Raw genomic sequence first — 24,121 nt, forward strand, 5'->3', positions numbered from 1 at the left:
CGGCGGGATAATGATCTGGCCTTTTCGAGATGTCGACCTCTAAGTCGTGCCCTCCGATCCGGAGACCGGCGGACAGCTTCAGGCGCGCCCCTGGCGACCCACGATCATGCCATACAGGAAGAGGAGGATGATCGCTCCGACGATACTCCCAATGAATCCTGCGCCCTCGCCGAACCGATACCATCCCACGGCTTGGCCGAGATACGTCGCAACGAATGCACCGACAATTCCCAAAACTGCCGTCAAAATGAAGCCCTTGGGCTCGGATTTGTCGCCGGGCATGATGAACTTCGCGATCACTCCAACAATAAATCCAATGATGATCGTCCAAAGGATGCCCATTTTCATCGCTCCATTCGGTTGATTTGCGTATCAGCGACTGAAAGAACGCGTGACCATTGAGGTGGATCAAGCTTCGAGTGGCCAAACTCATCGTGGATGACGCAGCAATTGGGCGCTGCGCGTCAAAACGCCCGTCCGGCCAGTTCGGGAATGAACCGAACGATCTCGTCCGGGCGATGTTGATCTAGATCAATGGCCTGGGGGCAGCCAAACCGAAATCTGGCAGATGTGAAGAAGTAACAGCGTCCGCATCGACGTCTCATGCAAGGGAGAAGGCGGCATGGCTGACACCACGAAGCTTTCCGTGGAGAAGGCGCTCAACAAGCTCCGCGATGCGGATGCTGCACCGAAATCGAAGGACGAGCGGCGCGACGCGGAAATGGATGCGCTCAAGGAGGAGATCGCGCGCTCGAAGGCGCAAAGGCTGCGGTTGGAGCGGCGCCAACGCAAGACCGACTGAGACGAATGGAAGCCTGCAGCGGTGGCGGACCCGGCATGGCGCGGCCGCCGCTCGGCAACGCATGGCCGATCCTTGGCACGGCGGGTGGAGTCGCGATCCTTCGGAGGGACACGCTAGCGGTCGTTGCCGACCTGTGCCGATCGTTTCACCGCGTCGCCACCGGCCCTCCTGGAGAATGGTTTCGCGGGAAAACAACATTGATGGGCGCCGGCACAAGGGATTGATAGTCCGTCATGCTCGCTCAGTAATGCACGACTGACGTCTCCGCAGGTTCGACCTTATTTGTCCGCACGAACAGAAAACGGGATCCAACGAATATGCGGCGTCGGCTCGGCCGTCTTGACCAATGAGAAGGAGTCCAGCGCCGCCATTGGCAACGGTCAGGATGACTGGCTCGCCCTCCCAGGTATTGATCGGCTCCATTCCGATGATGAGAAAGGAAACGTCCCTATTGCAATCTTCTTCCACACGGGGACATCGACGGCTGACGCGATTGGAATTCGGGGCTGACCGGCTTGGGAAGCCTCCTTGTGCGTCAGGCGATTTTGCAAGACGTCTCGCGCTCTACACTGACCTCGGGCCTCGCTCATACATGCGAGAGCGCACGCGTTGCACAGTACCGCGACAATGATCGCGCGAGCGATGGTCCACCCGTTCAGTCGCATCGGAGAACCTCTCCGATCGGATTGATCGCCGGCGATCATCCGTATTTTCTCAGGACATGCTGACATGGACGGCTCCTTTGGATGCCGAATATCTGACAGTCACCGAACGGTGGATCTGACGCCTCGCGGGTCGTAAGAGCGGTTCGAGGCAACGTAGTCGACCTCGCCGCGCGTAATGCCGATGTCCTGAAGCTCCCTGTCATTCAGAGCGCACAAGTCCGCGCGCAGCCTCTCGCGTTTGCGCCATTCTTGAAACGCGCCACGATATGTTCCGAAGTGGCTGAAGAGGTGCCGCTTCGTTCTGGTCGTCCGGAAAAAGGTCGTTGTGCTGAAGGTCGTGGTCATTGCAGCGCCTCCTTGACAAAGCGTTCGCTTCGCTTTTTCGGAATTGGCACGGCGCGTCCGGGCTTTGCGCGCGGACGAAAAGAAGTTGACGAGATAATACCTGATGTGTAGTGTACTAGTCAATGCATACACTACTAGAATCGCTTCGTCTCGAAAATTCGGGCGTTCCCATCTACATCCAGCTTCGGGAGCAGATTCTGCGCAACCTCGGGGCGGGCGTGCTGGCGCGCGGCGACCAGATGCCAACAATGCGCGAAGTGGCAGTTGCTCTGAAGATCGACCTCAATACGGTCCGGCACGCCTACGACGAGCTCGAACGAATGGGCGCCATCACCCTGGTTCGCGGCCGAGGAAGTTTTGTCGCCCAGCCGCCGCCCGCAATCAGTGTTCGCGAGCAAGCGAAGCAGATTGACAGTCTGGCAAAACAGACTCTCGCTACGGCCGTTGCGGCGGGCATCGATCCCGTCGCCCTGGCCGATCGGATAAAGGCCCTCGCAAGACAGGAGGAATAGTCGCCATGCACAACTATTTCAAAGCAAACGGCGGGAGCCGGCTCTCCCTGGTACTTGCCGCGACAGTTTTCGCATTTGCGGCTCTGGTCGCCTGGCTCGCCTACGACGGAAGTTCGCGCGGCGGCTATGCAGTCGCCGGTGGCCTGGCGATCGTCGCATTCCTGATCCCGCAGGCCATCCTGGTTGCGGGGCAGTGGGAGCGAGCGGTCGTCCTTCGCTTGGGCAAGCTATCCGCAATTCGCGGCCCCGGCTTGTTCGTGATCGTACCGTTTATCGACGAGGTGGCCTCCTGGCTCGATCAACGCATTCAGACCACGGAAATCAATGCTGAAAAAGCGCTCAGCAAAGATACCGTGCCCGTGAATATAGACGCGATCGTATTTTGGCAGATCCATGATCCCGAACGCGCCGCGCTCGAGATTTCAAACTACCGTCAGGCTATCACTCAGGTCGCACAAACCTCACTTCGCGAAATGGTTGGGTCGTCACTGCTGTCGACGTTGTTGTCCGAGCGCAAGCAGGGCGATCAGCTTTTGCGCGATGAAATTGGACGCAAGACAGCCGAGTGGGGCGTGGCTGTGATCTCGGTTGAAATCAAGGACATCGGCGTGCCGCCTGGATTGCAAGACGCGATGAGCCGACAGGCGCAGGCCGAACGCGAGAGACTGGCGCGTGTGCTGCTTGGCCAGGCCGAACAGGAGATCGCCCAAAAATTCGTGGAGGCGGCCGACATCTACGCTCGTAGTCCGGCTGCTCTGCAGCTGCGCGCCATGAATATCATCTATGAAACGACCAAGGAGCGTGGTGCTACAATTCTCATTCCGACAACGATGATTGATGCCATGAATCCCGGCGCGGCAATGGGCATTGTTGCCGCCACGCGCCCGTTGCCGGCTTGATCCAACAAACCGGAAACTGTGAACGCTCCACGAATCGCCCGCTCCGGGCCATAAGTGACATTCCGGGGGCGTCGCCGTGTGCCGCCTTACGCTCGAAAGCAGACATCCCGGATTGATGGGTACACGCCTACTCCGCAGTTTCCGCCTGCAGCTTGTGCAACCGGCCGGCCACGGCCCGCACCTTGCGTGGGGCGGCCCGCCAGATCGAGAGTGCCGACAAGCCGCTCATGACGATCGCGATGCCGAAGGCGAGCGTGTAGTCGCCGGCGCGATCGTAGAGGAGGCCGGTTACCCAGGGACCAGCCGCGCCGCCGGCCAGCGCCGCCAGCATGATCGTGCCGAAGATGCTGCCCTGGTGCCTGCCCTGGAAAATCTCGAAGACGACCGCGCCCATGATCGAGGTGAGGCCGTAGCCGAGCGCGCCCTGCGTGAACACCATCACGTAGACCAGCCACAGCGAGGGCTGGAACTTCAGCGCCATCAACGCCGCAAAGCAGATCGCAAAGCCGGCGCAACTGATCGCCCAGACCCACTCCCGCCCGATCCGGTCCGAGACATGACCGAGCCATATCTGGCCGGGAATGCCGAGCAGGCTGACGATACCGAGCGCCCACACCGCAACGCTCGGGCTGAAGCCGATGTCGAGCAGGAATTTCGTTTGATGCACCTGCACCGCGTACCAGATGTACAGGCCGCAGAAATAGCCGACCGCGATCCACCAGAAGCGCGCGGTTGCAATCGCCCGCCTCAGCGTCCAGTCGATGCCGACCCAGACGGGATCGACGATGTTGGAGACAGGTCGTGCCGCACCCGCGGCCCGGGCGCCATCGCCATCCGGCTGCAGGCCGATATCCTCGGGGCGCTTGCGCAGGAACAAGTTGATCGGCGCCAGCACGATCAGGACGAGCAGACCCATCGCGGTGCAGGCGGTGCGCCAGCTGGTCTGCTCGATCAGGTGCTGCACCCATGGCAGCAGCGTCACCGAGCCGATGCCGACGCCGGCAAAGGCGATGCCGATGGCAAAGCCGCGCTTGCGGATGAACCAGTTTGGCAGGTACAGCGACTGGCCGGAGTAGCCGAGGCACACCGAGCCGGCGCCGACCATGACGCCGATGGTCACGTAGAGATGCCAGGGTTGGCTGGTGAGCGGGGCGAGCAGCAGCCCGCCGCCCATCAGCACGACGCCGAGCTCCATCACCGCGCGGGGACCTGCGCGGTCCATCAGGCGACCGATCAGCGGGCTGACGAAACCCGACACCACGAAGCCGAAGGAGAAGGCGCCCGCGGTGATGCCGCGCTCCCAGCCGAATTCAGAGATGATCGGCGGAAAGAACAGCGAGAAGGCGGTGCGCGCGTTGACGCCGATGGCCATGGTGACAAAAGTCACGGCGACCACGACCCAGCCGTAAAAGAACGGAAGCCGCATGTTGTGCCTATTTCATCCCTGGACGGTCCTACCGACCATCCGGGGATGCCTGGGTCAAGCGATTTTCACGCATGCCCCTCGGGCGTGCTCAGGCGGCGTCGAGCTGCGAAGGTTGGACCGGAGCATCAAATTCGATCCGGGCGACCAGCTGCGGACGCCCGAACAGATAACCCTGCGCAAAATTGACGCCGAGCGCCTTCAACGCCTCGAACTCCTCGAACGTCTCGACCCCTTCGGCGGTGACCGACATGTCCAGCCCGCGCGCCAGCGTGACGATCGCGGCGATGATGGCAGAGCTGCGCGGCTGATGCGTGAGGTTGCGGATGAAGCACTTGTCGATCTTGATCTTGTCGAACGGGAACGCGGTCAGATAGCTGAGCGACGAGTAGCCGGTGCCGAAATCGTCGAGCGCGAGCTCGATGCCGACGCTCTTGAGCCGCTCCATGAAGGCGTGGTTCTCGACCCCGCGTTCCAGCAGAACGGATTCCGTGATCTCGATCTCCAGCCGCTGCGGCGGCAGGCCGGAATCCGCGAGCGCCGCGCAGATCATCCCGAACAGCTCGGCTTCCTTGAACTGGATCGGCGACAGGTTCACGGCGACCATCAGATCGGAAGGCCAGGTCGCCGCATCCGCGCAGGCGCGCCGCAGCACGAATTCGCCGAGCGGCACGATCAGCCCGGTCTCCTCCGCGAGCGGAATGAACTGGTCCGGCGGAATCAATCCGCGCGTCGGATGCCTCCAGCGCACCAGTGCCTCGAAACCGCGCCGCGCGCCGCTGTTGGCATCGACGAACGGCTGATAGTGCACTTCGAGCTGGCACCGCGCGATGGCGTCGCGCAGATCGCCTTCCAGCGTGCTGCGCGCCTCGAGCTCGGCCGACATCGCCTCATCGTAGACGGTGAAGCAGTCGCGGCCCGCCGATTTCGAGCGATAGAGCGCAAGGTCGGCCTTCCTCAGCAACTGCTCCTGGTCGCTGCCGTGATCCGGTGCGATCGCGATGCCGATGCTGGTGCCGATTTCGACGCGATGTCCGGGCAGCAGAAACGGTTCGGCCACGAGCCTGGCGATGCGTCCGGCCAGTTCGGTTGCGCAGGCCCGCTGATCCTCGCAGCCCTCAAGGATGATGGCGAACTCGTCGCCGCCGAGCCGCGCCAGCACGTCGGTGGCGCGCAGCGCCGATTTCAGCCGCTGCGCCACCTGGCGCAGCAGCACATCGCCGGCGCCGTGGCCGAGGGAGTCGTTGACGTTCTTGAAGCGGTCGAGATCGAGTATCAGAATCGAGAACGTCGAACCGCTCGCCTTCAGCGCTTTGTTCATCTCGTCGAGCCGCGCGAGGAAGAAGGCGCGGTTCGGCAGCCCGGTCAGGATATCGGTCTGGGCGAGCTCGAGCACCCGGCGGTTCGCCAGTGACAAGCGCCGCGAACTGCGGCTGGCGAGCATGAGATAGGTTGCAAGCGACAGGGTCAGCAGCATGCCGACGATGAGGACAGCGGCGGAGCGATCGTAGGCGGTCTCCAGCGAACCGCCGGCGGTCGGCATGGCGCGCACCTGCCAGTCGGTGTCGCCGATCTTGAGACTGCCCGACCAGTGCAGCGCCCGCGCGACGTCCCGCATCGACTGCGGCGCCGTAGCCGCCGACGAATAATCCGGCAGGGCTTCCGCCAGGCTGACGATCTGCCCCGTGAAAGGCGGATAGACGTTCACACTGACCGCAGGACTTGCTCCGGTCGTCACGCGAATGGACTGGATCAGCAGCGGAAGGTCGAAGACGCCGACGACGAAGCCGGCGAGATTGCGACGCCGGTCCGCGACCGTGTCGCGCGACGTCCCCTTGGCGTAGACAGGAAGGGCAACGAGGACGTCGGGCAGCCGGCTGCCTTCCTTGGGTTCGTAGAGGTGCATGCGGAGGGAAGCGACGCGGTCGTTGTCGCGCGCGCGCTCCAGGACCGTGCGGCGTTCCGGAACGCTCGCGTAGTCCATACCGTAAACCGGCGACGTCTTCGGCTGGGTCGAGTAGAACACCGGATAATACTCGTCGCTCTGCGGCGCGACCGCGAAGGCATCGCCCATGAGCGACTTGACGCGATAGCCGGACACGCCGTCCGTGATCGCCGCGGCCTCGTATTTGGCGCGCTCCTCGCGGTTCACCCGCGGCAGCCAGGCGATGCGCAGCATGCCGGGATGGCGCTCGAACAGCCGGGCGCTGAAGGTCTCGAATTCGCTGCGGGTGATTGCCTCGTTGGTCGATTCGAACAGCGTGCGCAGCGCAACCAGCCTGCTGATGTACTCGCTCATGCCGTTCTGCATGACGATCGCTTCGGTTTCGGCCGCGTTCTCGAATTCGATCCTGTTGACGCGGTCTTCCCATCGCGCAACAGCGGCCGCGCCCACGAGCGAGAACAGAAGCCCGACGCCGGCCGCGACGAGCGCAGGACGATAGAGCCCAAGCAGCGGCGAGGCACGCCACCATCCGGCCATGCGCTTCCGATCGTTTTGATCGCGATCGCCCATCTTGATCTGCACGTCCCCTCGCCCCGGCGCCCCGAACTTCTGGTTGAGCCGCCGTAACTTCTATCGGACAAGGAACGGGGTTAAGAACTGCACAATTTCGGAACCGGGTTATTCCGCATTACGCGGCGTAGTTAACGATTGACCCGCAAATTGCGGCACTCCGGCAATAGGTTGCAGGTTTCTCCCAGGAGTTTTACGGACCTCCGGAGGGACGGGACGTTCAGAGCTGTCGACCGGCTTCAGGGCCGCCGTGTCCAGCGCTCGGCATTGACGGCGCCGTGGGGGACCTCGCCTTTGACGATCGCTTCCACCTGCCGCACGGTTTCCAGCGACTGATATTCGATCGCCTGCGGCGTCAGCCCGCCGACATGCGGCGTCGCCACGACGTTGGGAAGCTTCGCCAGCTCCGGCGTCGGCATCTGGTCCGGTGCGCGGCCGACATCCATGGCAGCGCCGGCGATGCGATTCTCGATCAGCGCCTTGGCGAGCGCCGCCTCGTCGACGAGATTGCCGCGCGAGAGATTGATGAAGACGGCATGCCTCTGCATCCGCGCCAGCGCCGCCTCGCCGATCAGGTTCTCGGTCTGCTCGTTGGCCACCGCAAGGCAGACGACATAGTCCGATGCGGCGAGAAGCTCGTCGAGACTGACCTGCCTGATGCCGGCATCGCCGACGGTCGCGAAGGGATCGGAGACCAGCACCTCCATGCGCAGCACCTTGGCGACCTCGGCGAGATAACGCCCGATGCTGCCATAGCCGATGATGCCGATCCGGCTGCCGGCGAGCTGGCGGCCCATCCGCGCTTCGGGCTTGCGGCCGGCCTGGTAGTCCGCCGTCGTCCGCGATACGCCGCGGGAGAGATCGACCATGAAGCCGAGCGCGAGTTCGGCGACGGCCTGCACGAAGCCGGGACCGGCGCGGGTCACGAGCACGCCGGCGCTCGAGGCCGCATCGACATTGACGTTGCGGATGTCGACGGCGCAGCGGACGAAGGCGCGCAGGCGCGGCAGTTGCGCAAAGATCTCGTCGCGTCCCTCGGTCATGCGATCGGCGACGATGATGTCCGCATCCTGCGCCGCCTGCACGAGGCCCGCCGCGTCGAGCGGCTGATCGCCCTCGTGCAGGATCACCTCGGCGGCCGCGCGCAGACCGTCCAGGCTGCGATCACCGTAGTAGTTCCGGCGCATCTCCGGGGTGTGAGCGAGCAGGACCTTCACGGCAGCACTCCTTCAATAGCCGAACGCGCGCGGCAGCGCCGTCGAGAGCCACGGCACGAAGGCGATGACGAGCAGGCAGAGGAACAAGAGGCCAAGATAACCCATGATCGGCTTCACCGTCTGCTCGATCGGCACGTTGCCGATCAGGCAGGCGCCGTAGAGTCCGAGCCCGAGCGGCGGCGCGAACAGGCCGATGCCCATCGCGATGACCAGCACCACGCCGAAATGCAGGGGATCGACACCGAGCTGCACCGCCACCGGCAGCAGCAGCGGCCCGAAGATGATCAGCGCGGCCGCGCCCTCGAGCACCGAGCCCATCACGATCAGCACGGCGATCGCGAGCAGGACGAACAGCCAGACGCCGCTGGTCTTGGACAATCCGAGCATGAAATCGCCGACGGCATGCGGTATCTGCTGCAAGGTCAGCGTGAACGCCAGCGACTGCGCGGCGGCGACGATGAACAGCACGAGCCCCGCGCGCGTTGCCGCCTGGATAAAGCTGTGCGCGGCCGATCTGAAGCTGAGCTCGCGGAACACCACGCTGCCGACCACGAGCGCATAGGCCACGGCGAAGGCCGAGATCTCGGTCGCGGTGGCAAAGCCGCTCTTGAAGCCGAAGAAGATCATGAAGATCAGGCCGAACGAGGCGATCGCCCCGCTCCACAAGCCCGACACCGGCATCTGCGGCTCGACGTCCTCGGCATCAGCCGGGCGCTTGCCGAAGATGATGGAGACGGCGATCAGGACCGCCGCCATCAGCGCCGCCGGCAGCAGGCCGGCGACAAACAGGCCGCCGATCGACAGGTTCGCCACGAAACCGAGGATGATCAGGTTGATGCAGGGCGGAATGGTTTCCGCCATCACCGCGGACGCCGCGAGCAGCGCCACCGCGCCGCCCGGGTTCTGCTTCGAGCGGCGCGCCGCCGGGATCAACACGGAGCCAACCGCGGCGACATCGGCCATCTTCGAGCCCGAGATGCCGGAGAACAGCACCATCGAGGCCACCATCACGACGTTCAGGCCGCCGCGCATGCGCCCCACGGCGCGCTGCAACAGCTCGATCAACCGCACCGACATGCCGTTGGCTTCCATGAGGTAGCCGACGAGGATGAAGAAGGGGATCGCGAGCAGCACGAAATTGTCGATGCCGCGCGCCATTTGCTGCGCGAAGATGACGCCGGGCAGCGCGCCCTCGACCCAGATGAAGATCAGCGCGGCCAGCGCCAGCGCGAAGCCGATCGGCAATCCGCCGAACAGCGTTGCGAAGAAGCCGATCAGCATCAGCGTGCCCGCAGACGGCGCAGAGGACGGCGACAGATAGTCCCAGGCAAGATAGAGGCCGGTGACGATCACGATCGCGACGAGACCCCTGACGATATCAGGAAGCGGCCTTGCGCAGAGATGGTCGATCGCGAACACCGTCATGAACAGCGCGCCGATGCCCATCGGGTAGAAGGTCAGCTCCAGCGGCAGGCCCGATCCAGTGGTCTGGCCTGATGTCAGCGAGCCGAGCTTGATGGCATTGTAGGCAACATAGCCGGAGATCAGCACGATCAGGAGCGCGCTGGCGGCATCGACCAGCGTGCGCAGCCGCACCGGCAACAGGTCGCGGAAGAAGGACACGCCGACATTCTCGCCGCGCGCGAGCGCGCTCGCCGCACCGAAGAAGGCCGAGCCGACCATCAGGCCGCGCGCGACGTCGTCCGACCATTCCACCGGAGCGTTGAAGAAAAAACGCAGCAGCACGGAAGCGCACACCACCACGAGATCCGCGGCCAGCAGGATGGCCGCGATCGCGTCGCTGCAGCGAAGCAGTAGCGTAGTGCTTCCGTGGCGGCCGCCCGAGAGGGACGCGGCGCCTGTCATCGGTACCTCAGGCTTGAGTCGCGCGGATGATGTCGATTACGGCCTTAGATTCCGGCCGTGCCTTGATGAAGTTCTCGGTCTGCGGCGCCACGCGCTTCTTGAACGCCTCGCGGTCGCATTCGGCCACCGTCACGCCCTTCTCGGTCAAAGCCGACAGCGCCTCCTTCTCGACCGCAAGCCCATGGGCCCGCGTGTCCGCCGCGGCCTTCTTCGCGGCATCGAGAAAGCCCTCGCGCAGCTTCGGATCCATGCGGTTATAGGTCATGTCGCTGAAGTAGATCGCGAGCGGCGAGAAATTGTGCTGCGTCAGCGCATAGTATTTTGCCGTTTCGAAGAACTTGCTGGCAAGGATCGTCGGCGGATCGTGCTCCAGCCCATCCAGCACGCCGGCCTGCAACGCTGTGTAGATTTCGCCGAACGCAAGCGGCGTCGCAGCCGCTCCCATCAACCGCAAGCATTCCGTGATGACGGGATTTGGCAGGGTGCGGATCTTGAGGCCGGCGAGATCCTCCGGCGTCTTCACCGGCTTCTTCGCAAGTACGCTGCGCGAGCCGAAATTATAGGCCCAGGCGATAATGCGGATGTTGCTGCCCTTGAGCAGCGCGTCCTCGATCGGCTTGGCCGCGCCGGCGTCGAACGCCTTGGTCTGCTGCGGGAAACTCGAGAAGAGAAAACCGAGGTCGTAGGTACCGACCAGCGGTACCAGATTGGCCGAGATCGACGAGCCCGATACCATGAGATCGATGACGCCGAGCTTGACCGAGTTGATGACGTCGATCTCCTGGCCGAGCTGGTTGTCGGGGAAGAAGGCGACCTCGACCTGCTCGCCGAGCCCATTCGCTTTCAGGTTCTTGACGAGGTTGTCGTAGTAGACGCGGCCGTTGGCGAATTTAGGATCGTTCGGCAGCGAGGAGGAGCATTTCAGCTTCGTCGTCGCCGCTTCAGCACGGCCGATGATCGCGGGAGAGAGCACGAGGCCGGCGGTCACCGCCGTCGACGATTTGATGAACGTGCGACGGTTCACAGGCACGATGGTCATGAATCTCTCCCCAGGCGTTTTTGTTTGTTGTCGCGAACTGTTGCGCGGACTGTATGGCCAAAGCGACAGGGCAGGCAAGGGTTGCGGCCAGCTGTCACGAAGCGGCGCGCGGCGAATGGCGATGGCATGGACGCCGTACGTGGCAGCCATGATTTTCCTGGAATTTTCGATGAGGATCGGCTTGCGGCCTTATGTGCGAGAGGACGCTTCCACGCATCAGCAAGCATCGATCCAATTGGCGCATGGATCAATGCGCAATTCACATGGATGGCGGCAGAACGATGCGCCGCCGGCTCCGGCAGACCCCCTGCCCCATTTTGCCGCAGCTCGCAGCGTGATCCAGTGCACAGACAGATGCGTAGCGGCGACCTAGAAAAGCTGACATCATCGCATGCATTGCCGATGGAGGTGACACCATGCGCCGTCCAGTCTCTTGCAATTTGCTTCTTGCATCCGGCCTTCTTGCTCTCACACAACTGATGACGCCGACGGACGCGGCTGCCGAAGCCCGGCTCGCGCTCGTGATCGGCCAATCCGCCTATCGCACCGTGCCGGAGCTGCCCAACGCCGCCAACGACGCCAGGGGCATGACCGAGCTGCTCGGCAATGCCGGCTTCAGCGTCACCACGGCGGACAATCTCGCGCAGAACGACATGCGCCAGGCGATCTCGGATTTCGCCGGCAAGGTCAGCGCCAGCGGCGCCGACACCGTCGCGCTGGTGTTTTATGCCGGCCACGGCCTGCAGATCGACGGCGAGAATTATCTGGTGCCGGTCGATCTCGATCCGAAACGCGAGGCCGACATTCCGCTGCAGGGCGTGCGGCTGAACGACCTCCTCAACACGGTCGGCGCGCTGCCGACGCGGGCGCGCATCTTCATGCTCGATGCCTGCCGCAACAATCCGTTCCCGGCGCTCAGCGGCGCCGGCCATGGGCTCGCGATCGTCGACACCAAGGCCGGCGCACCCGGATCGTTCATCTCCTATTCGACCTCACCCGGCGCGGAGGCCGAGGACGGCAACGGCGCCGACAGCCCCTACACGACGGCGGCGCTCACCGTCGCCAAGGAGCCGAACCTGCCGATCGAGGAAGTGTTCAAGCGCATCCGCATTGCCGTGGCGCAGTCGACCGACGGACGGCAGATCCCCTGGGAAAGCTCCTCGCTGACGACCGACTTCAGGTTCTTCGGCGACGGCAGCCAGCCATCCTCCATTCCGGGCGCATCCTCCATGGCACTCGCAAGCGGCACGCGCAGCGTCGAGGACTGGCGCAGGGATCTGCAAGGCAAGGATCCGAAGGCCGCCTATGAGCTCGTGATCGCCGACGACACCGTGCCGGCGTATCAGGCTTACGTCGAGCTGTTCGCGCAGGCCTCCTTTACGCCGCGCCTGCGCACGATCCTGGAGCGCCGGCGCCAGATGCTGGCCTGGGAGCGCGCGGTCTCGATCAACACCCGCGCTTCGTTCGAGGCGTATCTCGCCAACTGGGACAACAGCGATCTCGCCGCGACGGCGCGCAGGCTGCTGCTCCGCGTGCAGAACCGCGATTATGGCTTGCCGGTCGCAGCCGCTGCGGCCCCTGCTCCGGTCGCCGTCGCGATGGCGCCGACCTGTCCGTGCTCGGCGCCGTCGACACCGGCAACGCCGGTGAACCCCGCGGTGGCACCCGTCATCAAGAAGCGCGTCGACGACACCCCGCCGCGGAAGCGCAAGGTCGTCGAGACGCCGACGAAGCCGCGCCGGCCGCCGCCTGACGAAGTGGTCGTCGAGCGCGCCCCGCCCCCCCGGCCCGCCTCCCGCCGCCATCATGCAAGGCATCGGTCTAGGGATTGGTCTTGGCATGGGTATGGGGCGGAGGCCGTGGCGGAGACATGGGACGCGGCGGCGACGGCTATCGCAGCAGATACTGAGACCCAGAGTCGCGAAGCGAAGGGACGTCCGCAGGCCTCGGCCTGCGGACGTTCTTGTTGATGGTGTTCGTGCCCCGGACGCAGCGTAGCGGTGCGCTGCAGAGCCGGGGCCCATGCGGCAGCGAACTGTGCGGCATCCTGGGTCCCGGCTCAGCGCAGCAACGCTGGCGCGTTGCAGCGCGTCCGGGACACGAGGGTCGCGCATATTCGCCATCTGTCACCTTCCGGAAATGCTGTAGTCTGATCGGCCGACACAGGATTTCCGGGGACCTCGATGCCGCACAACGCTCACGCCAAGGAATCATCGAACACCTCTTGGCCGCTGTTTCGGTCGCTCGCGTCCTATTCCCTGCCCGGCGACGTCATGGCGGGGCTGACGCTGGCGGCGATCGCGATCCCCGAGCAGATGGCAACGGCCCGGCTCGGCGGCTTCGCACCGCAGATCGGCTTCTTCGCCTTCATGGCGGGCTCGCTCGGCTTTGCCCTGCTCGGCGGCAATCGCTTCCTGTCCTGCGGTGCCGACTCCACGATCACGCCGATCTTCGCCGGCGGACTCGCAACGCTCGCCGCAGCCGGCTCGCCCGAATATCAGGGGCTTGCGATCGCGCTGGCGCTGATGGTCGGCGCGATGATGCTGGCCGGTGGCGCCTTCCGGCTCGGCGGCATCGCAAACCTTTTGTCGGTGCCGGTCATGGTCGGCTTCCTCGCCGGCATCTCCGTCCACATCATCGTGTCGCAACTGCCGGGCGTGCTCGGGCTGGAATCGCCGAGCGGGCCGACGCTCGATCGCATCGGCGTGCTCGCAACCGAACTCGGCCGCACCAATCCCTTCACGCTGTGCATCGGCCTCGGCGTGCTGGCCGTGGTCTTCTTCTCGGAGAAGATCAGCGCAAAAATCCCCGGCGCACTGATCGGGCTTGTCGCCGCGACATTGGCCACAATCGCGCTTGGCCTCGAGAGCAAGGGCGTCAATGTCGTCGGCGCCGTTCCGGGCACGCTGCCGCGGCCGACCCTGCCCGAGCTTGCGCCGGAGTTTTGGGTACGCCTCGTGCCGCTCGCCTTCGTGATCACGGTCGTGGTGATGGTGCAGACCGCGGCGACGACGCGGTCGTTCCCGTCCGATCCCGACAAGCCCGCCGATGTCGACCGCGACTTCCTCGGCGCGGGCGCCGGTAGCGTGCTATCAGGCCTGTTCGGTGCGTTTCCGGTCAATGCCAGCCCGCCGCGGACCGGGATCGTCGCGGAGACCGGCGGACAATCGCAGCTTGCGGGCCTTGCGGCTGCGGCAATCGTGCTGGCGCTGCTCGCATTCGGAACGGGATTGTTGCGGCACGTGCCGGACGCCGCGCTCGGCGGCATCCTGCTGTTCGTGGCGCTGCGCATCATCCGCCTGACGCAGATCGTCACGATCTACCGTCAGTCCTTCAGCGAGTTCCTGCTCATCGTCGCCACCGCCGCGCTGATCATCGTGCTGCCGATCCAGCAAGGCGCGTTCCTCGGCATCGTGCTGTCGCTGCTGCACGGGATCTGGAGCACGACGCGCGCGCGGCTCGTCGAGTTCGAGCGCGTCCCGGGCACCACGATCTGGTGGCCGGCGCATCCGCATATCACCGGCGAGCGCGTCGCCGGGGTCGCCGTGATCGGGCTGCAGGCTCCGCTCTCGTTCCTCAACGCGCCGGGCTTTCGCAGCGACGTGACCAAGGTGCTCGGCGCGGCACCTCCGCAACTGCTGGTGCTGGAAGCGAGCGGCATGGTCGAGATCGACTTCACCGCTGCGCAAATCCTGCTCGACATATTCAAGACGTGCAGCGAACAGGGCGTCACGGTGGCGCTGGCACGACTGGAATCGGTGCGCGCCCAGGACGCGTTCGAGCGCTTCAGGTTGTTCGACGCCCTGCTCCGCGAGCACGTCTTCCACAGCGTCGACGAGGCCGTGCGCAAGCTGGCGAAATAACCAGTTTCACTGCGCCAGTGTCGGGTGATCCCGCTGCACCGTCTCGCGGATCCAGCTTGCATGGATCGCACGAAACAGGATCTGCGCGGTCTTGAGGTCGTCCGCCTTCATGCAGAGATCGACGATGCGATGGACCGCATCGTCGCGCATCAATCCATCCGAAATCTTCATCGCGATTTCCATTGCGACCTTCGCCGCGTGCTCGTAGCGCTCGCTTTCGCGCTTGTCGTTTCGCGCCGAACCCGCTGCGCTTGCGGCGGCAGCCTCACAGATCGCGCGGATGCGCCCGGCGGCTTCGATGTCGCCGAGCGGGCCCTCGATCGCTTCGTCCCAGACGTCCTCCTGCTTGTTCCTTGCGAACCACTTCATCACCCCGCCACCCGTGGTCTTCCGGCCACCGCATTGTCGTGCTCAAGCTCCACCCAGCATAGAGAACCGCAGCGAGGTCGGCGAGGCAGTTTTTTCCGCGACATTTTGTTCCGCGCTCAGGACGTCCGACGTGGCCCGATCGCCTCGAACTGCGCCTTCTGCTCGTCATTCAACGTGCCATAGAAATCCTCAAGCGCAGCGCGCACTGACTTGACGCCATCCAGCATCACATCGAGCCGCTTGTGGACCGCAGCCATCCGCGCCGGCGGCGTCATCACGTCGTTGGGCTGGCACACAGACTTGAGCGCATCATTGACCCTGGCGCTGGTATCCTGAAGCACTTGCAGAGCGGCACGTTGGGTCTCGCTGGGGTGGAGCCTGGCCTCGATCTCGGCGCCGGGCCAATCGAGCGCGACCGGCCCACCGCAAGTCTGCGCCGGCGATGCATTGGCGTTGCTCGCCGTTGCGCGGCGCTGGTCCTCGGCCAACGCATTGAATCGTGCCTTCTGCTCGTCGGTGAGCGACCCATAGAATTTGTCGAGCGCCGGTTGCACCAGCTCGATGGCCTTCACCATCGTGTCGACACGCTGCTGCATCGCCGCCAACCGACCAGGCGCCGTAGCCGCGACCTGCGTTGGGCATGACGCACGGATGATCGCGGCCGCCTGGATCGAGGCGTTGCCGAGTTCGTCGAGATTCGCGCCCTGTGTCTCCGTCGGCTGCACCGCGGCTGCAATCTGATCGACCGGCAGGCCGGCGATCTCGCGACGGTCGCTGCCGCAGAGCTGATCAAGCGGAATGCTCCTGGCCTGTCGTCGCCCCGCGGGACGTTGTGGCAGGTAGGTCGCAAGACCGTCATAGCCATAGGGGCCGAAGATGCCGGCATAGATGTCCGGATAGCCATAGCCCCAGAAGCCCAGACCGTCGCCCCAGATGGTGTAGTCGTAGAGATCGTTATAAGCGAAGGGCCAGAACAGCGGTCCGACCCAGCCATAGAAGCCGCCGGGGTGCTGCCACCATCCGTTGCCCGCACCGTGCCAGCCGACCAGCGCGGCTGTGGCCGCGAGCTGGGCCCGCGCCGCGGGATTGCCGATCAGGCGGCCATTCCGAAATGCGCCGGCGTGCAGGTTCAGCGCATTGCGGAGATTGGTGGTATGCACGGCCGCATTGCGGATATGACCGAAGTTCGGACCGCCATGCCGCCCGGCGGCTCCAAACCCTCCCCAACCGTGATGCCCGCCGCCGATATGCGCATGACCAAAACCATGATGGCCGAAATGGCCGCCGCCGAAATGACCGCCGCCGTGATGCCCGCCACCGTGACCACCCCCGTGGCCACCGCCGTGGCCACCACCGTGACCACCGCCGCCCTTCGCCAGAGCCCCGCCTGCCAGCATGCAAGCCAAGACCACCGCGGCAATTCCAAGGACTGGTCGCAACATCTTACGCTCCCGTAGATCCGCACCAGTGAGGCATCGGAACGTGTCGGGATTTGGAACCGGTGCGCGGGCCAAAAGTTCCCGCGCCGGCCGCGTTACGCGGCCGGTCGCTCCGCGACAGGCTGACGCTACGCCTCCGGCACGATCTTGCCGGGATTGAAGATATTGAGCGGATCGAGGGCCTTCTTCAGCGCCCGCATCGCATCGAGCGCTTCAGGCCCGAGCTCCGCCTTGAGATATTTCTGCTTGCCCTGGCCGATGCCGTGCTCGCCGGTACAGGTGCCGTCCATCGCCTGCGCCCGCTCGACGAGACGATGCATGAATTCCTCGCCGCGCCCCATCTCGTCGGCGTCGTTGGTGTCGCAGACCAGCGAGCAATGGAAATTGCCGTCGCCGACATGGCCGACGATCGGCGACAAGAGGTTGAGCCGCTTGAGATCTTCCTCGGTCTCGCTGACGCAATCGGCAAGGCGCGAGATCGGCACGCAGACGTCGGTTGCGACCACGCCCACGCTGTCGCCGGGCCGCAGCGCCTTCACCGACCAATAGGCATCATGCCGCGCCTGCCAGAGTTTCGTGCGATCCTCCGGCTTGGTGGTCCAGGAGAAGTCGCCGCCGCCGCACTCCTTCGCGATCTCGCCGAACGCCTTGGACTGCTCGGCGACCTCGATCTCGCTGCCGTGGAATTCCATGAGCAGCAGCGGCGTCTCCGGCAGCGTCAGCTTCGAATAGGCGTTGCAGGCCTTCACCTGCGCGGCATTGAGCAGCTCGATGCGTGCGACGGGAATACCGGTCTGGATCGCCAGGATGACGGCCTGACACGCCCCGTGCACGGTCTCGAACGACACGGCGCCGGCCGCGATCGTATCGGGAATGCCGCGCAGGCGGATGGTCAATTCCGAGATGATGCCGAGCGTGCCTTCGGCGCCGACGAACAGATGCGTCAGGTCGTAGCCTGCCGACGATTTCTTCGCGCGTGTGCCGGTGGTGATGATCTCGCCGTCGCCGCGCACGACCTTCAGTGCCAGCACGCTTTCGCGCATGGTGCCGTAGCGTACCGCATTGGTGCCGGAGGCGCGCGTCGAGGCCATGCCGCCGAGCGAAGCATCCGCGCCGGGATCGATCGGAAAGAACAGGCCCTGGTCGCGCAGATGCTCGTTCAGCGCCTTGCGGGTCACGCCGGGCTGGATCACGCAGTCGAGGTCCTCGGCATGCACCGCGAGCACCTTGTTCATGTCGCGCAGGTCGATCGAGATGCCGCCGGCGGGCGCGTTGACCTGGCCCTCGAGCGAGGTGCCGGTGCCGAAGGCGATGACGGGCACGCGATTCCTGGCGCAGATCCGCACCACGTCCTGGATGTCGGCGGTCTCCTGCGCCATCACCACGCCGTCCGGCGGCTGGTTGACGATCCACGTCGTGGTATGGCCGTGCTGCTCGCGGACGGCCTGCGAGGTGATGAGGCGATTGCCGAAGCGTGCGGCAAGCTGTTCCAGCGCGCTCGCGAGGGCTTTCGGCTCCGGCCGCGGCGGATTATTGGTGATGGTCGTACCCACGGAAATTCCTCCCGACAGAAGACCGTGGCAAAGGACATATGCCCGGTCAAGTCAAGGGACCGGACGCGTGTCAGGAAGAAATTGGTGAGGGAAGGAAATAACCAGAGATGACCGCTGATGCACTCAAGGCCGAACCGTTCCGCGCCTCGATCATGCAGATCGAGCCGCAATGGATCGACTACAACGGCCACCTCAACATGGCCTATTACAACGTGATGTTCGACCGGGCGATCGACCAGATGTGGCTGCAGCTCGGGATCGGACCGGGATACATGAAGGAGCGCAACGGCTCGACCTTCACCGCCGAATGCCATGTGCGGTACTTGCGCGAGATCCACCTCGGCGATCCCGTGCAGGTGTCGGTCTGGTTGCTGGAAGCCGACGACAAGCGACTGCACACGTTCGAGGAGTTGCGGCACGCAACCGAAGGCTGGCTGTCGGCAACCTCCGAAAACATGTCGCTCCACATCGACATGGGCTCGCGAAAGGTGGCGCCTTTTCCGCCCGATATAGCCGAGCGCATTCGGACCGTCGTCGGGGCCCACAGCGCCGTGCAGCGGCCCGAGGGCATCGGCCGGAACGTGGCGATGCCCTCGAAACGGGGCTAACGGGTCCCCTGTACCCCCTCATCCTGAGGAGCCCGCAAAGCGGGCGTCTCGAAGGATGCAGGCCACAGTCGGGCCTCATGGTCCGAGACGCGCTTCGCGCTCCTCACCATGAGGAGTTACACCGCTAGATTCTGCGGCCGCGGGCCAAGCCAACCACGGCCGAAACCAGGAACAGAACGACCGCGATGAAGAAGATGATCTTGGCGATTTCGATCGAAGCCCCGGCGATGCCGCCAAAGCCCAGGATACCCGCGATCAGTGCGATAATCAGAAACGTCACAACCCAGCCAAGCATGGTCAAAACCTCCATCTTGATGTCTGTCTGTGATCGGCGCGGCTGACGCGCCTCACTTGCCCTGACAATCTCGACGTGGGAACGAAGGTTCCGGCCTACGCCAGGTGGAAATTTGCGCCGCCTGACGGAACAAATCGACCTGCCCTGTACGTGGAAAACCTCGCCTGGCCGCCCCATATAGGGACCAATCCCTGTTAAGAAGGCTCCCTCCCACGACCCCGCGGTGCCATCGTGGGGCCAATGATTCGCATGACCGAGCCGAGCAAGATCACGTCCCAGAGCGTCCCCGACCACCAGCCCGCAGCCGGCGGCATCGCCGCGCGCGCTCGCGCCTCGGTGGGCCCGAAATATCTGTCCGGGCTCAATCCCGAGCAGCGCGAGGCGGTGGAGACCCTGGACGGCCCGGTCCTCGTGCTGGCCGGCGCCGGCACCGGCAAGACCCGCGTGCTGACCACGCGCATCGCCCACATCCTGAGCCAGGGCCGCGCCCGGCCCGGTGAGATCCTGTCGGTGACCTTCACCAACAAGGCCGCGCGCGAGATGAAGCACCGGCTCGGCCAGATGCTCGGCCACGCCGTCGAAGGCATGCCGTGGCTCGGCACCTTCCACTCCATCGGCGGCCGCATCCTTCGTACCCATGCCGAGCTGGCGCAGCTCAAATCGAATTTCACCGTGCTCGATGTCGACGACCAGGTGCGGCTGCTCAAGCAGTTGCTCCAGGCCGAAAACATCGACGACAAGCGCTGGCCGGCGCGCATGCTGGCCGGCCTGATCGACGGCTGGAAGAACCGCGGCCTGATGCCGTCGCAGGTGCCGTCGGGCGAGGCCGCGATGTTCGCCAACGGCAAGGGCGGCAAGCTCTATACGAGCTACCAGGAACGGCTGAAGATCCTGAACGCGGCCGATTTCGGCGACCTGCTGCTGGAGAACATCCGCATCTTCCGCGAGCACCCGGACATCCTGCGACAGTACCAGCAGCGCTTCAAATTCATCCTGGTCGACGAGTATCAGGACACCAACGTCGCGCAGTATCTCTGGCTGCGGCTGCTGTCGCAGGCGCCGGCAAAGCCCGCCGCGCCCGCCGTCATTCCGGGGCGCGTCGAAGATGCGAACTACGACGTGCAATTGCACGTCGGAGAATCCAGCAGTGAGTCCGACGATCGAGATTCCGGGCTCGATGCTGCGCATCGCCCCGGAATGACGGTTGCTCCTCCTGCTGGTCCCACCAAGAACATCTGCTGCGTCGGCGACGACGACCAGTCGATCTATGGCTGGCGCGGCGCGGAGGTCGACAACATCCTGCGCTTCGACCACGATTTTCCCGGCGCCAAGGTCATCCGGCTCGAACGCAACTACCGCTCGACCGGACATATCCTCGCCGCCGCATCGCATCTTATCGCGCACAACGAAGGCCGGCTCGGCAAGACGCTACGCACCGAGGACGTCGAGGGCGAGAAGGTCACGGTCACAGGTGCCTGGGATTCGGAAGAGGAAGCCCGCGGCATCGGCGAGGAGATCGAGCAGCTCCAGCGCCAGGGCGAGAAGCTCAACGAGATCGCGATCCTGGTACGCGCCTCCTACCAGATGCGCGAGTTCGAAGACCGCTTCGTCACGCTCGGCCTGCCCTATCGCGTGATCGGCGGTCCGCGCTTCTACGAGCGTGCTGAAATCCGCGACGCGCTGGCCTATCTGCGCGTCATCAATTCGCCCGCCGATGATCTCGCCTTCGAGCGCATCGTCAACACGCCCAAGCGTGGGCTCGGCGATGCCACCGTGCAGATGCTGCACGACCACGCCCGCAAGCGCCGCATTCCGCTGTTCGAAGCGGCACGGGCGGTGGTCGAGACCGACGAGCTGAAGCCGAAGGCGCGCGGGTCCTTGCGCGATCTCGTCGCCCAGTTCGACCGCTGGCGCGCCCAGCGCGAAGTCACCGCGCACACCGATCTCGCCCAGATCGTGCTCGACGAGAGCGGTTACACCGAGATGTGGCAGAAGGACCGCTCGGCGGACGCTGCGGGCCGGCTCGAGAACCTGAAAGAGCTGGTGCGCTCGATGGAGGAGTTCGAGAACCTGCAAGGGTTCCTCGAGCACATCTCGCTGGTGATGGACCGCGACGGCGGCGCCGAGGAAGACGCGGTGTCGCTGATGACGCTGCATTCGGCCAAGGGGCTCGAATTCGACAATGTGTTCCTGCCGGGCTGGGAGGAAGGCCTGTTCCCGAGCCAGCGCACACTGGACGAACAGGGCCGCGCGGGCCTCGAGGAAGAGCGCCGGCTCGGCCATGTCGGCCTGACCCGCGCCCGCCGCCGCGCAAAACTCTATTTCGCGACCAACCGGCGCATTCATGGCACCTGGTCGACCACGATCCCGTCGCGCTTCCTCGACGAATTGCCGGCGGCCAATGTCGAGATCACGGAATCCAGGGGCGGCTCCGCCTGGGGTGGCACTGGCGGCTATGGCGCCTCCCGCTTCGACGACATGGAGGCGTTCGGCTCCAGCTATTCGACGCCGGGCTGGCAGCGGGCGCAAGCCAACCGCAACCGTGGCGGCGGCCGCGGCGGTGGCGGCGGCTTCGAGGAAGAGGCTTCGTCATTTTCGCCCTCGTCGTCCTCGCCCGATTTCGGCAGCTTCTCATCGCGCCGCCGCGGGCCGATGACGATCGAGGGCGAACTGGTGGCCAAATCCACGGGCACGACCTCGGAATTTTCGCTCTCCGACCGCGTCTTCCACCAGAAATTCGGCTACGGCCGCGTCACCAAGATCGACGGCAACAAGCTCACCATCGCCTTCGACAAGGCCGGCGAGAAGAAGGTCGTGGACAGCTTCGTGCAGCGGGCATGAGGGCCCGCCCTGTTGCGGCGACGTAACGCCGCCGCGTTTCTTCACTCCACGCCCCTTGACCATCCCGAACTTCCCCGTATCAGATGCATCCATGGTCCGGGGCTCCGTCACACTGATCGTGCTTGCATTGGGGATGCCGTCGCTTGCGACGGCGGAGACCATGAGCTTTGGCGATTCGATCGGGCTGCTGGCCAGGAGCTGCGGTGCGGAAATCGTCGCCAATTGCCGCGGCGTCAATCCGGACTCGACCCGGCTGAAGGAGTGCCTGTCGCGCAACCGCGACGTACTGTCCCAGCAATGCCAGAGCGACTATCTCGGCGCCTTCGACGCCATCCAGAAGCGCGTCGCCGCGCGCGTCACGGTGGCGAACGCCTGCCAGCGCGAGATCGTCAAGGTCTGCGGCGGCTCGACCAAGGAGACCAGCAAGTCGATCCCCTGCCTGGTCTCGACGCCCAAGGGCATCAGCAACAACTGCCTGAAGGCCGTCGACGACGCGGGTTATCGCTGATGCGCGCGAACAGACTCTCCACCGCCGGAATCTGCATCGCGCTCGGCCTCACCCTGCTTTCGGGCGCGACAGGCGCGCAGACGGCGCCGACCCGTGACGACATCGTCGGCCAGCTGAGCCATTTCGAAGGAGCCGCCGAGGTCGAGCTTCCCGCGCTGAAGCAGCAGGTGATGGAGCGCGCCAGGGCCAGGATCAAGAACGATCCCGGTCCGGTGAACCGACCGCTGATCGCGCCCGATCTCGCCAAGCTGCCCGCCTTCAACGCGCAGATCCAGTTCGACGCCGACACGCCGATCATCCAGCCGGCCTCCTACCAGACCGTCGGCCGTATCGCGGACGCGCTGGTTCATTCCTCGCTGCTGCCCTACACGTTCCTGATTGTCGGCCATGTCGAATCCAATTCGAAGACGCGCGAGGCCAATGCCATCCTGAGCCAGCGCCGCGCCGACGCGATCCGTGACGTCCTGGTGAACACGTTCAAGATCTCGACCAAGCGGCTGCACCCGATCGGCCTCGGTGAAGAGCAGTTTCTCGACCGCGCCAAGCCGACCTCAGCCGTCAATGGCCAGCTGCAAATACTGACCTTTGCCAAGCTGCCGGAGGACGAACCTGCGCGCCCCGCTGCGGCTCCCGCGCCTGCGGCGAAAAAGCCCGCCAGGAAGCACTGAGCGAGGGCGTCTCGGCGCCTGACGGAACCCCTTGAAGTCGTGACCGTTTTGCGGCCTGTTCCGGGCGCGACAGCCATGCTTGGCGCGACACGCGTGCCGGTTTGTGCACTGCCCAGTCCGGTGCTATAGCCTGATCTCGCCCTTCCCCCGACCCCATGCTGCATGAGACTGAGATGGCTGGTTATTTTCAACGCCAACTGGCCGACTACGTCGAGTATCATCGCGATCCCTGGAACTGCGCGATGCACGTCGTCGGCATCCTCCTGCTCTTCACCGGCGCCGTACTGCCGCTGACCCTCGTGCATTTTCCTGTATTCGGGATCGAGGTGAGCCTGGCGGTGATCCTGGCCCTGCCGGTGCTGGTCTATTGGCTGATGCTGGACGCCGGGATCGGGCTCGGCATCCTCGCCGCGATGATCGTGCTGCTTTCGGTCGCAACCGCAATCGGCAATCAGGTCTCGATCGCCATGATGTGGACGATTTTTGCCCTGCTGATCGGGTTTGGCGTCACAGCGCAGATCGTCGGCCACAAGGTTTTTGAGGAACGGCAGCCGTCGATGGTCGACCACCCCACCCATTTTCTGCTTGGTCCTATGTTTGTCATGGCAAAATTGTTCATTGCATTGGGCTTCCGTCGCGACCTTGCCGCGATTTTGGCGCCTCTTCCGACCAATTCCCTTTCAACCCGATAACT

The 24,121-nt window shown here is 64.6% G+C and carries 20 protein-coding genes and 1 pseudogene; 10 read left to right on the plus strand and 11 right to left on the minus strand.

Annotation, left to right across the window (positions count from 1 at the left end; genetic code table 11):
* Window positions 1-78: 78 nt before the first annotated feature.
* Window positions 79-342, minus strand: a complete 264-nt coding sequence (locus AC630_RS01220) for a GlsB/YeaQ/YmgE family stress response membrane protein (protein ID WP_074116715.1) — start codon at window positions 340-342, stop codon at window positions 79-81.
* Between the two features lie 280 nt (window positions 343-622).
* Between AC630_RS01220 and AC630_RS01225 the strand changes: the two genes are divergently transcribed.
* Window positions 623-802, plus strand: a complete 180-nt coding sequence (locus tag AC630_RS01225; protein WP_074116685.1) for a hypothetical protein — start codon at window positions 623-625, stop codon at window positions 800-802.
* 764 nt (window positions 803-1,566) lie between these two features.
* On the opposite strand, the gene AC630_RS01235 is transcribed toward AC630_RS01225, so the two are convergent.
* Complete coding sequence (locus AC630_RS01235) at window positions 1,567-1,812, minus strand: DUF1127 domain-containing protein (protein WP_074116687.1); 246 nt, start codon at window positions 1,810-1,812, stop codon at window positions 1,567-1,569.
* A 122-nt stretch (window positions 1,813-1,934) separates the two neighbouring features.
* On the opposite strand from AC630_RS01235, the gene AC630_RS01240 reads away from it, so the two are divergent.
* Entirely contained in the window at window positions 1,935-2,324 is a 390-nt protein-coding gene (locus AC630_RS01240) for a GntR family transcriptional regulator (protein WP_074116688.1), read from the plus strand.
* 5 nt (window positions 2,325-2,329) lie between these two features.
* A complete protein-coding gene (locus tag AC630_RS01245) occupies window positions 2,330-3,223 on the plus strand; it encodes a slipin family protein (RefSeq protein WP_074116689.1) in 894 nt (297 codons plus the stop codon).
* Between the two features lie 127 nt (window positions 3,224-3,350).
* Here AC630_RS01245 and AC630_RS01250 read toward each other — a convergent pair whose 3' ends face one another.
* The 5 genes from AC630_RS01250 to AC630_RS01270 all read right to left on the minus strand — a co-directional run bounded on the left by AC630_RS01250 (window position 3,351) and on the right by AC630_RS01270 (window position 11,283).
* Entirely contained in the window at window positions 3,351-4,649 is a 1,299-nt protein-coding gene (locus AC630_RS01250) for an MFS transporter (protein ID WP_074116690.1), read from the minus strand.
* A gap of 88 nt (window positions 4,650-4,737) precedes the next feature.
* Window positions 4,738-7,128 (minus strand): bifunctional diguanylate cyclase/phosphodiesterase, encoded by a 2,391-nt coding sequence (locus tag AC630_RS01255; RefSeq protein WP_074116716.1) that lies wholly within the window; start codon window positions 7,126-7,128, stop codon window positions 4,738-4,740.
* A 272-nt stretch (window positions 7,129-7,400) separates the two neighbouring features.
* Window positions 7,401-8,378, minus strand: a complete 978-nt coding sequence (locus tag AC630_RS01260) for a hydroxyacid dehydrogenase (protein WP_074116691.1) — start codon at window positions 8,376-8,378, stop codon at window positions 7,401-7,403.
* A gap of 12 nt (window positions 8,379-8,390) precedes the next feature.
* Window positions 8,391-10,244, minus strand: a complete 1,854-nt coding sequence (locus AC630_RS01265) for a TRAP transporter large permease (protein ID WP_074116692.1) — start codon at window positions 10,242-10,244, stop codon at window positions 8,391-8,393.
* A 7-nt stretch (window positions 10,245-10,251) separates the two neighbouring features.
* Window positions 10,252-11,283 (minus strand): TRAP transporter substrate-binding protein, encoded by a 1,032-nt coding sequence (locus AC630_RS01270; RefSeq protein WP_074116693.1) that lies wholly within the window; start codon window positions 11,281-11,283, stop codon window positions 10,252-10,254.
* Window positions 11,284-11,699: 416 nt separating this feature from the next.
* Between AC630_RS01270 and AC630_RS01275 the strand changes: the two are divergent.
* Window positions 11,700-13,192: pseudogene (locus tag AC630_RS01275) on the plus strand (caspase family protein).
* A gap of 274 nt (window positions 13,193-13,466) precedes the next feature.
* Complete coding sequence (locus AC630_RS01280; protein WP_074116694.1) at window positions 13,467-15,146, plus strand: SulP family inorganic anion transporter; 1,680 nt, start codon at window positions 13,467-13,469, stop codon at window positions 15,144-15,146.
* A gap of 6 nt (window positions 15,147-15,152) precedes the next feature.
* Here the strand turns inward: AC630_RS01280 and AC630_RS01285 are convergent, their stop codons facing one another.
* The 3 genes from AC630_RS01285 to AC630_RS01295 form a co-directional block, all read right to left on the minus strand.
* A complete protein-coding gene (locus AC630_RS01285; RefSeq protein ID WP_074116695.1) occupies window positions 15,153-15,515 on the minus strand; it encodes a hypothetical protein in 363 nt (120 codons plus the stop codon).
* 116 nt (window positions 15,516-15,631) lie between these two features.
* Window positions 15,632-16,957, minus strand: coding sequence for a Spy/CpxP family protein refolding chaperone (locus AC630_RS01290; RefSeq protein WP_074116696.1), 1,326 nt, complete (start codon window positions 16,955-16,957; stop codon window positions 15,632-15,634).
* 125 nt (window positions 16,958-17,082) lie between these two features.
* Window positions 17,083-18,507 (minus strand): FAD-binding oxidoreductase, encoded by a 1,425-nt coding sequence (locus AC630_RS01295; protein WP_074116697.1) that lies wholly within the window; start codon window positions 18,505-18,507, stop codon window positions 17,083-17,085.
* A 107-nt stretch (window positions 18,508-18,614) separates the two neighbouring features.
* Between AC630_RS01295 and AC630_RS01300 the strand changes: the two genes are divergently transcribed.
* Entirely contained in the window at window positions 18,615-19,115 is a 501-nt protein-coding gene (locus tag AC630_RS01300) for a thioesterase family protein (RefSeq protein ID WP_074116698.1), read from the plus strand.
* A 124-nt stretch (window positions 19,116-19,239) separates the two neighbouring features.
* On the opposite strand, the gene AC630_RS01305 is transcribed toward AC630_RS01300, so the two are convergent.
* Window positions 19,240-19,410, minus strand: coding sequence for a DUF1328 domain-containing protein (locus AC630_RS01305; protein ID WP_074116717.1), 171 nt, complete (start codon window positions 19,408-19,410; stop codon window positions 19,240-19,242).
* Between the two features lie 240 nt (window positions 19,411-19,650).
* Between AC630_RS01305 and AC630_RS01310 the strand changes: the two genes are divergently transcribed.
* The 4 genes from AC630_RS01310 to AC630_RS01325 all read left to right on the plus strand — a co-directional run bounded on the left by AC630_RS01310 (window position 19,651) and on the right by AC630_RS01325 (window position 24,119).
* Complete coding sequence (locus AC630_RS01310; protein ID WP_074116699.1) at window positions 19,651-22,251, plus strand: ATP-dependent helicase; 2,601 nt, start codon at window positions 19,651-19,653, stop codon at window positions 22,249-22,251.
* A 91-nt stretch (window positions 22,252-22,342) separates the two neighbouring features.
* Window positions 22,343-22,759 (plus strand): hypothetical protein, encoded by a 417-nt coding sequence (locus AC630_RS45135; RefSeq protein WP_074116700.1) that lies wholly within the window; start codon window positions 22,343-22,345, stop codon window positions 22,757-22,759.
* On the plus strand, window positions 22,759-23,427 hold the full coding sequence (locus tag AC630_RS45140; RefSeq protein WP_074116701.1) for an OmpA family protein: 669 nt from the start codon (window positions 22,759-22,761) through the stop codon (window positions 23,425-23,427). The genes AC630_RS45135 and AC630_RS45140 overlap by 1 nt, the downstream gene beginning before the upstream one ends.
* Before the next feature lie 155 nt (window positions 23,428-23,582).
* Window positions 23,583-24,119, plus strand: coding sequence for an Mpo1 family 2-hydroxy fatty acid dioxygenase (locus tag AC630_RS01325; protein ID WP_074116702.1), 537 nt, complete (start codon window positions 23,583-23,585; stop codon window positions 24,117-24,119).
* Window positions 24,120-24,121 lie beyond the last annotated feature (2 nt).

This window comes from Bradyrhizobium sp. AS23.2 (assembly GCF_001908185.1).
Taxonomy (GTDB): Bacteria; Pseudomonadota; Alphaproteobacteria; order Rhizobiales; family Xanthobacteraceae; genus Bradyrhizobium.

What these genes read in the sequence shown, in the direction of transcription:
- AC630_RS01225 (WP_074116685.1), top strand. Translation starts at nt 623, where the DNA reads ATGGCTGACACCACGAAGCTTTCCGTGGAGAAGGCGCTCAACAAGCTC.
- AC630_RS01300 (WP_074116698.1), top strand. Translation starts at nt 18,615, where the DNA reads ATGACCGCTGATGCACTCAAGGCCGAACCGTTCCGCGCCTCGATCATG.
- AC630_RS01220 (WP_074116715.1), bottom strand. Translation starts at nt 342, where the DNA reads ATGGGCATCCTTTGGACGATCATCATTGGATTTATTGTTGGAGTGATC.
- AC630_RS01250 (WP_074116690.1), bottom strand. Translation starts at nt 4,649, where the DNA reads ATGCGGCTTCCGTTCTTTTACGGCTGGGTCGTGGTCGCCGTGACTTTT.
- AC630_RS01235 (WP_074116687.1), bottom strand. Translation starts at nt 1,812, where the DNA reads ATGACCACGACCTTCAGCACAACGACCTTTTTCCGGACGACCAGAACG.
- AC630_RS01270 (WP_074116693.1), bottom strand. Translation starts at nt 11,283, where the DNA reads ATGACCATCGTGCCTGTGAACCGTCGCACGTTCATCAAATCGTCGACG.
- AC630_RS01290 (WP_074116696.1), bottom strand. Translation starts at nt 16,957, where the DNA reads ATGTTGCGACCAGTCCTTGGAATTGCCGCGGTGGTCTTGGCTTGCATG.
- AC630_RS01285 (WP_074116695.1), bottom strand. Translation starts at nt 15,515, where the DNA reads ATGAAGTGGTTCGCAAGGAACAAGCAGGAGGACGTCTGGGACGAAGCG.
- AC630_RS45135 (WP_074116700.1), top strand. Translation starts at nt 22,343, where the DNA reads ATGGTCCGGGGCTCCGTCACACTGATCGTGCTTGCATTGGGGATGCCG.
- AC630_RS01255 (WP_074116716.1), bottom strand. Translation starts at nt 7,128, where the DNA reads ATGGCCGGATGGTGGCGTGCCTCGCCGCTGCTTGGGCTCTATCGTCCT.
- AC630_RS01310 (WP_074116699.1), top strand. Translation starts at nt 19,651, where the DNA reads ATGATTCGCATGACCGAGCCGAGCAAGATCACGTCCCAGAGCGTCCCC.
- AC630_RS45140 (WP_074116701.1), top strand. Translation starts at nt 22,759, where the DNA reads ATGCGCGCGAACAGACTCTCCACCGCCGGAATCTGCATCGCGCTCGGC.
- AC630_RS01280 (WP_074116694.1), top strand. Translation starts at nt 13,467, where the DNA reads ATGCCGCACAACGCTCACGCCAAGGAATCATCGAACACCTCTTGGCCG.
- AC630_RS01325 (WP_074116702.1), top strand. Translation starts at nt 23,583, where the DNA reads ATGCTGCATGAGACTGAGATGGCTGGTTATTTTCAACGCCAACTGGCC.
- AC630_RS01305 (WP_074116717.1), bottom strand. Translation starts at nt 19,410, where the DNA reads ATGCTTGGCTGGGTTGTGACGTTTCTGATTATCGCACTGATCGCGGGT.
- AC630_RS01265 (WP_074116692.1), bottom strand. Translation starts at nt 10,244, where the DNA reads ATGACAGGCGCCGCGTCCCTCTCGGGCGGCCGCCACGGAAGCACTACG.
- AC630_RS01240 (WP_074116688.1), top strand. Translation starts at nt 1,935, where the DNA reads ATGCATACACTACTAGAATCGCTTCGTCTCGAAAATTCGGGCGTTCCC.
- AC630_RS01245 (WP_074116689.1), top strand. Translation starts at nt 2,330, where the DNA reads ATGCACAACTATTTCAAAGCAAACGGCGGGAGCCGGCTCTCCCTGGTA.